Here is a 12,567-nt window from a genome sequence, read left to right as displayed (position 1 = left end):
TGCCTGAAAGGATGCGCCACATGAGCAAGAATGTCCTGTTCATCATGTGCGACCAGCTGCGCAACGACTACCTCGGCTGCGCCGGTCACCCCACCATCCGCACGCCGCATATCGATGCCCTGGCGGCCCGTGGCGTGCGGTTCTCCCGCGCCTATGTGCAATCGCCGATCTGCGGCCCCAGCCGGATGTGCGCCTATACCGGACGCTACGTCCGCAGCCACGGAACGGACTACAACAATGTGCCGCTCCGCGTCGGCGAGTGGACCCTTGGCGACCATCTGAACAGCTTCGGCGCGCGCGCGGTGCTCTGTGGCAAGACCCATGCCCGCGCCGATATCGACGGAATGAAACGCCTCGGGATCGACCCGGCCAGCCCCAAGGGGCGGCAGATCGGCGAAGCGGGGTTCGAGGTCTGGGACAGGCTCGACGGCATGCACCCGCCGGGGCTGAAACACCCCAGCCACTACAATGACTACTTGCGTGAGAATGGCTTTGACGGCGATAATCCGTGGCAGGACTGGGCGGCCTCGGTTGTCGACACCGACGGCACGGTGAAAAACGGCTGGCTCAACGAGCACGCCCACCTGCCCGCCCGCATCCCCGAGGAACACAGCGAAACGGCCTATGCCACCAACCGCGCGATGGCATTCATCGAAACCGCCGGCGACGCACCGTGGTGCCTGCACCTGAGCTACATCAAACCGCATTGGCCAATGGTCGCCCCCGCGCCCTACCACGCGATGTACGGGCCCGACGATGTGGTGCCGGTGGTCCGCTCCGAGGCCGAGCGCGACAGCGCGCACCCGGTCTACCAGGTCGCGCAGGACCGCAAGCACGCCACGATCTACAACCGCCCCGGCGCGCGCGAGCGCGTGGTGGCCTGCTACATGGGGCTGATCACCCAGATCGACGACCATATCGGGCGGCTGATGGCCTGGCTGGACGAGACCGGTCGGGCGGAAGACACGCTGATCGTTTTCACCTCGGACCACGGCGACTATCTGGGCGATCATTGGATGGGCGAAAAGCAGTTCTTCCACGATGCCGCGGTCAGGGTGCCGCTGATCGTCGTCGACCCCACGCCCGAGGCGGATGCCACCCGCGGCACCGTTGATACCCGGCTGGCAGAGATGATCGACATCCTGCCGACAACGGTGGAGTTCATGGGTGGCGAGCTCCGCTCAAACATTCTCGAGGGCCGTTCGCTCCTGCCGCTGGTGCGGGGCGAGAACGTGGTTTGGCGCGACTGCGTGTTCAGCGAGGCCGATTTCAGCCGCTCGCCCGCGCGGCAAGAGCTGGACCGGCCCACCGATCAATGCCGCATGGTGATGGCCTTCGACGGCCGGTGGAAATACGTGCACACCCAGGGGCTCCGGCCGATGCTGTTCGATCTCGAGGCCGACCCCGACGAGATGACCGATCTCGGCACCCACCCCGATTACGAGGCCGTGCGGGCGCGGATGAAGAATCGGGTGCTCGACTGGGCCTTCGGCGGCAAATCCCGGATCACCCAGACCGACGCCTTCATCGAGACCAAGCCGCCGGAGTTCGCCAAGGGCGTCTTCGTGGGGTTCTGGGACCGGGCCGAGGCCGACCAGGCGCTGGCCGCCTATCAGCAGGAGAAAGCCGGATGATCTACGAGATCCGCACCTACCGCTGTAAACCGGGCACGGTGCAGCGCCAGATTGCCTTCTACCGCGACCACGGGCTGGCGATCCAGACCCGCCACCTTGGCGCGCCGCTGGTCTTCGGCGCCACCGAGTTCGGCGACGTGAACAGCTACGTCCATGTCTGGGCCTTCGCCGATTTCGCCGACCGCAATGCCCGCCGCGGCGCGATGATGGCCGATCCTGAGTGGCGCGATTTCCTCGGGATGAGCGCCGAACGCGACGATGTGCTGAGCCAGGAGAACACCGTGCTGAAGGGCGCGGATTTCATGCCGCAGGCAGGCCAGTAGCGGGCCCGCGACGCGTCGGGTTAAAAGGCCCCGAGATGTAGTTTGTTTGATCGCCGCCGACGTCCGGACCGGGGCGCGGCGAAACGGCCACGAAATCATGCCGGCCGTTCACCCGCCGTCGGTCTCCCGCCGCCGCCTGAGATCCCGGCTCACGGACCCTCGGACCAGTACACGTCACCGCGGCCGATATCGCCCAGCCGCGTCTTGCCCGCGAGGCCCATGGTGGTGCGCAACTCTTTCTCGAGCAGCGTCAGCAGCCGGTCGACCCCCGGCTTCCCTTGCGCGCCAAGCGCATAGACCATGGCGCGGCCCAGCAGTACACCTGAGGCACCAAGCCCACGGGCGCGGAAGATGTCCATGCCCGTGCGCACGCCGGAATCGAGCAGCAGCTCGACCCGGTCGCCAACTGCGTCGGCGATTTTCGGCAGCCACGAGATCGTGCTGCCCGCCCCGTCCAACTGCCGCCCGCCGTGGTTCGATACGACGATGGTTTCGATACCCATGTCAGCGGCGATCCTTGCGTCCTCGACATCCATGATCCCCTTGAGGATCACCGGCCCGCCCCATTCCTTGCGGATCCACGCGATGTCGTCCCAGTCGAGCGCCGGGTCCACCATCTCGGCGGCCCAAGTCAGCAGGCTGGCAAGGTCGTCGACGCCCTTGGCATGGCCCACCACATTGCCGAAACTGACGGCAGGCCCGGACACAAAGTCGTAAGCCCAACGCGGCTTGGTGGCGATGTTGATCAGGTTCTTGAGCGTGGGCCGGATCGACAGCTTGTTCTTCACGTCCTTGTGGCGCTGACCCAGCATCGCCAGATCCATGGTCACCACCAGCTGAGAACACCCCGAAGCCTTGGCGCGGTGGATCATGTCGCGCACGAAGTCGCGGTCCTTGACAACGTAGAGCTGAAACCAGAACGGCGCGCCGGTGGCCTTGGCCACCTGCTCGACCGAGGCGACGGACATGGTCGACAGGATGAAGGGCACACCCTTCTGCTTGGCCGCCTGTGCCACCTTGATCTCGCCACCGATGTTCTGGATGCCCAACATGCCGACCGGCGCAAAGGCCACGGGCAGTGCCGCGTCTTCACCGGCCATCTGCGCCCTGGTGTCGATCTCGGAGATGTCGACACCGACCCGCTGGCGGATGTTGAGCCTGGTGAAATCGGATTCGTTGCAGCGAAAGGTGCTCTCGGTATAGGACCCGCTTTCGGCGTAGTCGTGGAACATCTTCGGCACGCGCGCCTTGTAAAGACGGCGGAAATCCTCGGTGCAGGTGATGGTCATCGCATCCTCCTCAGGCGATGCCAACCGGCACGCGGTTCGGCTGGATGTCATCGGGGCGCGACATGAGGATCTCGGTCAGGTCGGATTGCAGCTGCGCGTGATCGGCGTTGTCGAAGAGGTTGTGCAGCTCCTGCGGATCGTTTGCCAGATCGTACATCTCGCCGGCGCCGGATTTCAAATCCATGGTCAGCTTGGCGGTCTTCGACCGCACGGTGCGCAGCGACAGCCCGACACCCACGCGGCCCGGCAGCAGCTCCCATTCGCTGAGCGCGCCGTCGCGGGTGCCCTCGCCCGAGATGACGTCGCGCATCGAGCGGCCGTGCGCCTCCATCAGGCTGTCGGCGCCCGCCCAGTCCATGAAGGTCGCGCCGAGATCGAGCGTCGAGAGCGGCTCGTGGCTGACCTTGCCCACCGGCACATCAGGCCCCTTGACGATGGCCTTGACGTTCAGCAGCCCCTCGAAGGGCATCGGCCCTTTCAGAACCAAGCCGTGGTCGCCCAGCCAGTCGCCATGATCGGCGGTGTAGACGATATAGGTGTTGTCAGCGAGGCCCTGTGCCTCCAGCTCGGTGAGGATCCGACCGACGGAATGGTCGATCAACGCCAGCTGGCCATAGGTGTTGGCGATGACCTCGCGCAGATGCTCGTCGGACATCTCGGCGAGGCGGGAATACTTGGACCGGATTTCGGCGTGCTCAGAGGGGATCTCGCTTTCCACCGCCGCCTGGTGCCACCAAGGCCGGCCCTCGAAATCGCGGGTGCGGTGTTCGGGCAGGTCGACGTCCTCGGGGCGATGCAGCGACGCCCAAGGCTCGGGGCAGTCGAACGGGTGGTGCGGATCGGGAAAGGAGACCCAGAGGCAGAAGGGCTTGTCATGATCCTGCTTGAGGAAGTCAACGGCGCGATCGGCAATCCATGTCGAGTTATGCCAGGCCACCGGCAGCTTCGACGACCATGTCTGCGGCGCACCCTTGTGATCGCGCGCGCTTTCCCACAGCAGATTGTTCTTCAACTCGCCGCGCCCGTCGCCGTAGTACCATTCCTCGTAGGCGAGGCCCGCGGGCGGCTTCTCGGGCAGCCACCAGTTGTGGCCGATGTGGACCAACTCGGCATGATCGAAACCCATGTAGGGGCCGCGCCAGCCTTCGGGAACTTTCCGCGATCCTGGGATCGACTCGACCGTGTCACTGTCGCCGAACACGTGGTAGGTTGAGAAATGCGCCTTGCCGATCTTGGCGGTGTGATAGCCCGAGGCCGAGAGCGAGCCGGCAAAGCCCTTTTCGCCAAGCTCGGCATCAAGGTCGATGCCGTTGTCATGCACCCCGTGGGTGCGCGGCAGCAGGCCGGTGAGGATCGAGGCCCGCGCCGGCTGGCAGACGACGCAGGGCGTCACCACGGTTTCAAGACTGGTGCCTTCGGAGGCCAGCAGGTCAAGGTGCGGCGTCTGCACGTTGCGGCCGCGAAACCCGTAGCAATCGCCGCGCTGCTGGTCGGAGGTGATGAAGAGGATATTCGGGCGGGCTTTTTCTTCGGTCATGGGAACTCCAAACGGGTGTCAGCTATCGGATGAGGGGGTGCCACGCAGCCAGCCGGCGCCAAGCACGATAGCGGCAGCAAGCGCGAGGAACGCCAGGGATATGGGGCTGGAAAACAGGAACCAGGGGTCGCTGCCCGAGGCCTCGAAGGCATTGCGGATCGCGGTTTCCATGGGGCCTGCAAGGATATAGGCGATGACGAAGGGCAGAATCGGCACGCCAGAGACGCGCATCAGGTAACCGAGAAAGCCGAAGCCCAGCAGGATGTAGACATCGCTCATCGCGCTGCCTTCGACATAGACCGAGGTGACGGTCAGCAGCAGCACGATGGGCAGAAGCACCTGCTTGGGGATACGGATTAGCCCGCCCAGAAGCCGCATGAACCACGCGCCGGTCAGCCAGTTCAGCAGGTTGGCGACCACCATCAGGGTAAAGAGCGCAAAGGCCACTACCAACTCGGGGTTCACCACATCGGCGGTGAACCGGAACACCCCTGGCCCGGGGTTGAACCCGCCGATGGTGTCGGCGGCCAGGATGATGAAGACGGCGGCGACATTGCCGGGGATGCCGAGGCTCAGCGCCGGGATCAGGTTGGCGCCCGAGACGGCGGAATTGGCGGCCTCGGTGGCGGCGATGCCTTCGGGCGCGCCTTCGCCGAAGGCAGGCGTCCCGCGGTGCATCTTGCGCCCGGCGGTATAGCCCATGGCGGCCGCCAGCGTGGTGCCGATGCCGGGCAATGCGCCGATCACCGTGCCGATGCCCATCGAAACCCCGATGAATGGCAATAGCTTGCGGCGCTCGCGCAGGCTCAGCCCGCTGTCCCCCGGCGTGGGCGCCTCGGCCGGAGCCTGCCGGGCGCGTTTCGACAGGTACATCTCCTGTAGCGAGACGAAGATCTCGCCGACCACCAGCACGCCGATCACCACCGCGATGGTCGGCAGGCCCGGCGCCAGCACGTCGCTGCCCAGCGACAGGCGCGGATAGGTGTCGGTGCCGGTGGCGATCGAGGCCACGAACAGCCCGAAACAGGCGGACAGCAGGCCCTTCCATGTGTCCTTGCCGACCACCACAGCGACAAAGGACAGCGACAGGATCATCAGGGCGGCCTTTTCCGGCAGGCCGAGGAAGGCCTCGATGCTGATCGCCAGGAACGGCGCGCAGACGAACAGGACGATGTCCGAAAAGGTGTCGCCGGTGACGGAGGCGAAATGTGCCACCCGCAGCGCCTTGCCGCCCTGACCCGCCTTGGCCATCGGGTGACCGTCGAGCGTGGTCATGAAGGCATCGGGCGTGCCCGGCGTATTGAACAGGATCGCCGGCACCGCTCCGCCCAGCGTTGCGCCCTTCATCACGCCGACAAGAAAGCCCAGAACTGGCAAAAGCGCGTCAGGCGTGAAGCCGAAGATCGAGATCAGGATCGGTAGGGCCAGCGCCATGACGAAGGGCCCGGACAAGCCCGGCGTCGCGCCGATCAACACGCCGGTGAAGAAGCCCAGCACCACCAGGATCACCGGCCAGGACAGGACCAGCGGCCCCAGAACAAGCGCCGGGTTGGCGGTGAAGGCCTCGAAGATGCCGGCGAGGATATAGTCGAAAACGCCCATCAGATGTCACCGTTGGGCGGCAGTTGCAGGTTGTCGAACGGCAGGTCGTAGAGCAGCGCAATCACCAGTGTTGCCACGAAGGCCAGCGCGGCCAGCCGACAGGACGGGCGATGAAGTGACAGCGCCATCAGGCCGAAGGTCATCACAGAGCCGCCCAGTAGAAAGCCCAAGTATTTCCACGGCGCGGTGGCGCGCAGCACCCGGTACGGAGTCTCGCCGCCGGTAGCGATCCAGGCCACGACCGGCCCCGTCAGCAGCATGAGCGCCAGCCCCGCGACGAGCGTGAGCCCGAGCCAGCCAAGGAACGCCAGGTCGATGGCCCCCGGCGTGGTCTGGCTGCCCTGCATCAGGCTGCGCACCCCGATCACCGCGCCGGCGATCGCCATGCCCGCTGCCGAGAACACCGGCAGCATCGCGTCGCCGATCCGCACGTTGCGGCGCCAGACGTCGATCACGCCGGTGTCAACGTCGAGCGGTATCCAGACCAGCAGCGCCAGCAGGGCAAAGGCACAGCCCGTCAGGGCGACCGCAAGGTCGCGAAGATGTCCCGTGAAGGTCATAGTGGTGCTCCCGGTCCGAATACTGCGCGAAGTTACTCGGCTGTGGCGTCCAGCAGTGCCTCGGCGTCCGCCAGTTCCTGTTCGACAAAGTCGTGCGCCGCGTCACCTGTCTTGACCTTCAAGGCAAAGACCCGGTTGATGAAGGCATTGGACTTGCTGCCCTCTTTCGCGATCACCGTGGCGATGGCCTCGGACAGGGCACTTTCGGCATCCTCCGACAGACCCGCGGGGGCCATCGCCAGGAAGGTGGCGCCAAAGGCGAAGGCGACTCCGATCTCGCTCAGTTCCTGCGCGTCCGGCGAGACGGCAAGCGGCTGATCCTCGCCGTTGACGAGGTTGCGCAGGTCGCCCGACTGCACGCCGGCCTTTTGCGGGCCGGCCACCCAGCCGACGTCCACATCGTCAGCGGTGATCGCGTTCAGAACCGCGCGGCCGCCCTTGTAGCCGGAGACGATGTTGAAATCGACGCCGTTGACTTTGCCGATGTAATAGGCTGCGTCGGCGAGCCTCGGGGTCATGGTGCCAAACGAGATGGTCTCGCCCGACTTGGCGGCCTCGATCACGTCGGACATGGTCTCCCAGCCACGATCCGCCTTGGCGACAACGCCCATCTGCGTGCCGGCAATGGTGCTGAGATAGGTGAAATCCTCGACCGCATAGCCCGGATCACGCGTCGCCAGCAGGCCATAGGCAAAGGTATCGGTGATGCCCACGCCGATGGTCTGTCCATCGGCGGCGGCGTCCTTGACCGCGCGGGCCATGACGGCGCCACCGGAGCCCGGCAGGTTCTCGGGGATCAGTGTCCAGCCGTAGTCGGCCTCGATGTCCTCGGCGATCAGCCGGGCCAGTGAATCCGCGCCGCCGCCTGCGGCAAAGCCGATCAGGACCTTGACCGGCCCGGTCGGGGCCCATTCGGCGACAGCGGCGGATGCGGTGAAGACCACCGCGGCGGCGGCGGTGAGTAGCGTTTTCATGTTACCTCCCAAGGTTCGACAGTGTCGAATGCAGCGAGTGTAGATCAGGTTACATAGACACGGAAATATTAGTTCCTTATGTTAGGTATGTAATTATGGTTATACCGAGACGATGCGCCCTCGCCTCCTGAAACAGTTCCTCGCCATCTGTCGCCACGGCACCATGTCGGGCGCCGCCCGCGAGCTGGGCATCGCGCAACCGGCGTTGAGCAAGCAGATGGCGCAGCTGGAACATGAACTCGACGTGCAACTGTTCGACCGGCATTCGCGAGGGGTGACGCTGACACGTCCCGGCGAGAAGCTGCGGCAGGAGGCCGCCGAGCTGATCCGCCGGATGGAGGCCATCCGCCAGGCGATCCGCACCGAGGAGGAGGACGTGACCGGCAAGGTGGTGGTGGCGGTGATCTCGTCGCTCGCGCCGACGCTGGCGACCGAACTCTACCCCCGGCTGGAGCAGGAATACCCCGGCATCTCGCTGCACATCGTCGATTTCCCGTCGGAACGCGCCGGACAGGCGCTGCTGAACGAAGAGGCCGACCTGGCCGTCATGCCGAACGCCGCGACGGAGTTTCCGCAGCTCCGCTCGCGTCCGCTGTTCGAGGAGAGCTTTTACTTCCTCACCAAGGCCACGCCGCGCGACCCTGCCCGTCCGATCCGCCTGACGGAGGCGGCCGAGCTGCCGCTTGTCCTGCCGTTCCGCAGCCACGACCTTCGCCGCAGGATTGAGGAGGCCGCGGGCAGCATCGGCGTGACGCTGAACGTGAAATACCAGACCGGCAGCATTAACGTGATCGACGCCATGGTCGAGCGCGGCATGGTGGCCAGCATCGTGCCGATCACCCATTGGCTGGGCCGGATCGCGGCAGGCCAAGTCACCGCGCGGCTGGTCACCGAGCCCGGCGTGTCACGGGTGCATTCGCTCTGTCACCGACCCGGGCGGGACCTGTCCCCTGCCGTCAGGGTGGTGCACGACATCATCGTGACCGAGGTGCAATCGCTGGTCGCGGCGGGCAAGCTCTCGGGCAGACCGGTGCGGGTCTGAGGGTGCCGAGACCCAAGCACCGGACCTATGAAGGCCTGCGCCTACGCGCAAAGCAAGCTGGCGATCCGCCGCCTCACGGTTGACGACGCCAAAGAGTGAGGCAGGTCTGTAAACAGACACGAAACTTTCACGCGGCGGATCGGCACGCCGCGCGCAGCGTCGTGGCAGCAACCAAACCGTATGCGTGAAGGGATCCGCCGTCGCAGATTTTCGGAGGGTGCTGCGACCCGGAGCCCGACACACCTGACGTCAGGCTCATCTTAGACCGGTGCGTTCTTCAGGATGATGGCCGAAACTTCGCCGGACGAGGTGACCCCCAGCTTCCGATAGGCGCGCTGGCGCAGCGTCCTCACGGAGTTCTCGCTCACCCCGATCCGTTCGGCCGACAGCCGCGTCGACAGGCCGAGCGCGATCAGGTCACAGACCTCGGCCTCGCGCGCCGACAGCCGGGCGAACCCCGTGACCCCCCGGTCCCGCAGACTGGTGGCGGTGTGGCCAGGCATGTATCGGACCGCCTCGGTCCCGACAATGCGGTGGCGGAGGGCTATGAGCGTATGCGCAACCGGCAGGACCTCGCGCATACGCTGCCGCTCCGCCTCGGAAAAGGCGCCGTCGGCGTTGCTGCGCAGGAAGAAGCAATGCAGCCCTGTGCGCCCCGAGCAAGAGGACACGGAGACCCGACCAAACAGTTTCGAGCGGGCGTATTGTGCATAACGCGGATCGTTCGGCGCGGGAATGAAGGTTTGAATCCGGGCGCCCCCCTCAGGGGCCTGCCTGATCTGGCGGCGCAGCGACGTCACGTGGTCGGGGTCGTTCAGCAGGCTGACGGCATTGCGGCGGAACCAGTAGTCGCTGATGCTGCCCGACCAGATCGACAGGACCGGGTCGCCCCGGCGGATGTCGGGAAAGAAGAACGCGCCGAAGTTCCTGAACTTCGCGGCCCGACGGACATAGTCCAGCACAGCGCGCGAGAAATCGGCCGTGGTTGCCGCGGCCGCGAGCGCGGCCGCGCCGGAGTAGTCGAGATCCTCGAAGTCACCTGCGTCATCCATCTGGATGACAGAAGTGCCCATACCGGGCGTGGTAGTCAATTGGAAAGGACAGGAGGAGCACACCTTGAAAGACCAAGCCACATATACCCTGCAGGACAAGATCGACGAACACGGTGACGTCTGGTCGATGCTGTACGACAACGCAGGCCGCAAGTTCAAATTTCCGGTTCAACCGGAGTTCACCAACTGGATCGACGAACAGGCCGCCTGGAAGAAATCGGCCATCTTCCAGAACATGTCGCACCACATGACCGACGTCTTCCTCGAAGGCCCCGATGTCATCCGCCTTCTGTCGGATCTCGGGATCAATTCCTTCAAGGGGTTCGGCCCCATGCAGGCCAAGCAATACGTCGTCTGCAATTACGACGGCTATTACATCGGCGACGTGGTGCTGTTTTGCGAAGAGGAGGACAAGGTCAGCCTCGTGGGCAAGCCCGCAGCCTCGAACTGGGTGCGGTTCCACGCCGAGACAGGCGATTACGACGTCACGGTCGAACATGTCGACCGCCCGTCCCCCGATCTCTCTGAGCGCCGCCGCTTTCGCTACCAGGTGCAGGGGCCGAATGCCGACAAGATCCTCGAAAAGCTCAATGGCGGCCCGCTGCCCGATATCGGGTTCTTCAAGATGGGCCGGTTCAACATCGGTCCGCATGAGGTGGTCGCGCTCAATCACCGCATGACCGGCGCGCCGGGCTATGAATTCTGGGGGCCCTCGGACGTGGGCGAAGAGGTCAAGGCGCTGATCCTCGAGGCGGGCGCGCCCTATGAAATCGCGCAGATCGGCGGGCGCATCTATCCCGTGACTGCCACGGTCTCGGGCTGGACGGGCTCGCGGCTTCCTGCGGTCTATACCGGGGACGCGATGCGCGCCTACCGCGAATGGCTTCCCGCGCAATCGATGGAGGGCAACCAGTCCGTCGGCGGCAGCGTCGCCAGTGGCCGGATCGAGGATCACTACCGGACGCCCTATGACCTGGGCTACGGGTTCATGATCAAGTTCGACCATGAATTCATCGGGCGCGCCGCGCTCGAGGCGATGTCCGGTCGCCAGAAGATGAAGAAGGTGCGGCTGGTCTGGAATGCCGAGGACGTGCTCGATATCTTCCGCAGCGGCCTTGGCGACGGCGACCGTTACAAGCATCTCGAGATGCCGTTGGGCAACTACGCCACCTCGTTGACCGACCGGCTTCTGTCCGACGGCCGCGAGGTCGGGGTCTCCTATTACCCGGTCTATTCCGAGATCGACCGGGCCTGGATTTCGCTGGGCGCGGTAGAGGTGGATCAGGCAAGCGACGGGGTGGAGTTGCGCCTTGTCTGGGGTGAACCTGACGGCGGCTCGGGCAAGACCTCGGTTGAACGCCACGTCCAGAAAGAGATCCGCGTGACGGTCGACCCTCAACCGATCAAACGCGACTGACGAACCAGCGCAGGGCCATCCCGGATGGCCCTGCGCTGGCCGCATTTCGAAAGGACAGCCAATGAACGCGATCTCCTTTCCCGCACCCGCCCCCGTTGCGACGCGCCATGGGGCCATGCCGCCCATCGCCGTTCTGGTTTTGCCGGGCTTCTCCCTGCTGAGCCTTGCTGCGATCCTCGACCCTCTTGCTTACGTGCAGGACAGCGAGCAGGCGCTTTCGTGCCGCACCTTCGGGCTGTCGCGCCGGCGGGTCTGCGCCCGGGCCGGACAAGAGTTCTTCTGTGACGGCGACAGCCCGGGCCTTCTGGACGCGGTGAAGGCGGGGCGTGCGCCGAAACTGCTGATCCTCTGTGGCGGCCCCGAGGTGGCCCAGCATCACGCGCTGGCCGCTCTGCCGCTGATCCGGCGCGCCGCAAGAACCGGCACCCGGCTGGTTGGCGTCGGTGGGGCCAATACGCTTCTGGCCGAGGCGGGTTTGCTCGACGGTGGCTCCGGGGCAATCCACTGGAAATCGGCCCGCGCCTTTGGCGAATGTCATCCCAAGATCTCGCTGACCTCCGGCCTGTTTACCAATTCGGGCCGGTCCGGCACCTGCGCCGGCGAACTGGCGGCGCTGGACATGATCCTGGATCTGATCCGACGCGAGGCCTCGCCCTCCGCCGCCCAGTCCGTCTGCGATCACTTCTTGGTCGGCCACCCGCGTACCGCCGACTGTCCTCAGCCAGGGGCGCGCGGCGAGAAGCTCCGCCACTTGCCCGAAGTGCTGCAGGTGGTCATCGGCCGGATGATCGACAACATGGAAGACCCGTTGACCTCGGTCGAACTCCTGGAAGATATCCCCATGTCTGCGCGTCAACTGGAGCGCCTGTTTCGCAGGCATCTCGGGACTTCGCCGATCAGCCACTACCTCGGGATACGGCTGGACGCGGCACATCAGCTGGTCACCCAGACCGACCTGGACCTGCACGAAGTGGCCCTGGCGACCGGGTTCGGGAGCCGCGCCTACCTGAGCCGCAAGCTCAAGCAGCGGTATGGCGCTACGCCTTGCGAGCTTCGACGACGCCTGGCCGAAACGGCGCCCCAGCCCGTTCCGGCCGCCTCCGGTTTCGGGAGGACCGGAGACACGTCCCTATAAAC

The 12,567-nt window shown here is 65.4% G+C and carries 11 protein-coding genes; 5 read left to right on the top strand and 6 right to left on the bottom strand.

Annotated elements, in window-relative coordinates; translation table 11 throughout:
• Positions 1-20 precede the first annotated feature (20 nt).
• Both VOI27_RS17675 and VOI27_RS17670 read left to right on the top strand, forming a co-directional pair.
• Positions 21-1,634: a sulfatase-like hydrolase/transferase gene (locus VOI27_RS17675; RefSeq protein WP_323766948.1), complete on the top strand. Its 1,614-nt coding sequence runs from the start codon at positions 21-23 to the stop codon at positions 1,632-1,634.
• Complete coding sequence (locus VOI27_RS17670; RefSeq protein ID WP_323766946.1) at positions 1,631-1,957, top strand: NIPSNAP family protein; 327 nt, start codon at positions 1,631-1,633, stop codon at positions 1,955-1,957. The genes VOI27_RS17675 and VOI27_RS17670 overlap by 4 nt, the downstream gene beginning before the upstream one ends.
• Before the next feature lie 149 nt (positions 1,958-2,106).
• Here VOI27_RS17670 and VOI27_RS17665 read toward each other — a convergent pair whose 3' ends face one another.
• Genes VOI27_RS17665 through VOI27_RS17645 form a run of 5 tightly spaced genes read right to left on the bottom strand, consistent with a single transcriptional unit; the run spans position 2,107 to position 7,919 of the window.
• Positions 2,107-3,246 carry an alpha-hydroxy acid oxidase gene (locus tag VOI27_RS17665; RefSeq protein WP_323766944.1) on the bottom strand — a complete coding sequence of 380 codons (1,140 nt, stop codon included), beginning with the start codon at positions 3,244-3,246 and terminating at the stop codon, positions 2,107-2,109.
• 10 nt (positions 3,247-3,256) lie between these two features.
• Complete coding sequence (locus tag VOI27_RS17660; RefSeq protein WP_323766942.1) at positions 3,257-4,783, bottom strand: sulfatase-like hydrolase/transferase; 1,527 nt, start codon at positions 4,781-4,783, stop codon at positions 3,257-3,259.
• An 18-nt stretch (positions 4,784-4,801) separates the two neighbouring features.
• Positions 4,802-6,385 (bottom strand): tripartite tricarboxylate transporter permease, encoded by a 1,584-nt coding sequence (locus VOI27_RS17655; RefSeq protein WP_323766940.1) that lies wholly within the window; start codon positions 6,383-6,385, stop codon positions 4,802-4,804.
• Positions 6,385-6,945, bottom strand: coding sequence for a hypothetical protein (locus VOI27_RS17650; protein ID WP_323766938.1), 561 nt, complete (start codon positions 6,943-6,945; stop codon positions 6,385-6,387). The genes VOI27_RS17655 and VOI27_RS17650 overlap by 1 nt, the downstream gene beginning before the upstream one ends.
• Before the next feature lie 32 nt (positions 6,946-6,977).
• Positions 6,978-7,919: a tripartite tricarboxylate transporter substrate binding protein gene (locus tag VOI27_RS17645; RefSeq protein ID WP_323766936.1), complete on the bottom strand. Its 942-nt coding sequence runs from the start codon at positions 7,917-7,919 to the stop codon at positions 6,978-6,980.
• A gap of 112 nt (positions 7,920-8,031) precedes the next feature.
• Between VOI27_RS17645 and VOI27_RS17640 the strand changes: the two genes are divergently transcribed.
• On the top strand, positions 8,032-8,961 hold the full coding sequence (locus tag VOI27_RS17640; RefSeq protein WP_323766934.1) for a LysR family transcriptional regulator: 930 nt from the start codon (positions 8,032-8,034) through the stop codon (positions 8,959-8,961).
• A 260-nt stretch (positions 8,962-9,221) separates the two neighbouring features.
• Here VOI27_RS17640 and VOI27_RS17635 read toward each other — a convergent pair whose 3' ends face one another.
• The gene (locus tag VOI27_RS17635; RefSeq protein ID WP_323766932.1) at positions 9,222-10,013 is read right to left on the bottom strand and encodes a helix-turn-helix transcriptional regulator; all 792 of its coding nucleotides are present in this window, start codon (positions 10,011-10,013) and stop codon (positions 9,222-9,224) included.
• Between the two features lie 64 nt (positions 10,014-10,077).
• Here VOI27_RS17635 and VOI27_RS17630 point away from each other — a divergent pair, with 64 nt between their 5' ends.
• Complete coding sequence (locus tag VOI27_RS17630) at positions 10,078-11,430, top strand: aminomethyl transferase family protein (protein ID WP_323766930.1); 1,353 nt, start codon at positions 10,078-10,080, stop codon at positions 11,428-11,430.
• A 61-nt stretch (positions 11,431-11,491) separates the two neighbouring features.
• Positions 11,492-12,565 carry a GlxA family transcriptional regulator gene (locus tag VOI27_RS17625; RefSeq protein WP_323766928.1) on the top strand — a complete coding sequence of 358 codons (1,074 nt, stop codon included), beginning with the start codon at positions 11,492-11,494 and terminating at the stop codon, positions 12,563-12,565.
• Positions 12,566-12,567 lie beyond the last annotated feature (2 nt).

The sequence above is a fragment of the Marinovum sp. genome, assembly GCF_034669705.1.
GTDB lineage: Bacteria > Pseudomonadota > Alphaproteobacteria > Rhodobacterales > Rhodobacteraceae > Marinovum.
Note: the sequence above shows the minus strand (reverse complement) of the source record. Positions and strands in the feature narration are given on the sequence as shown.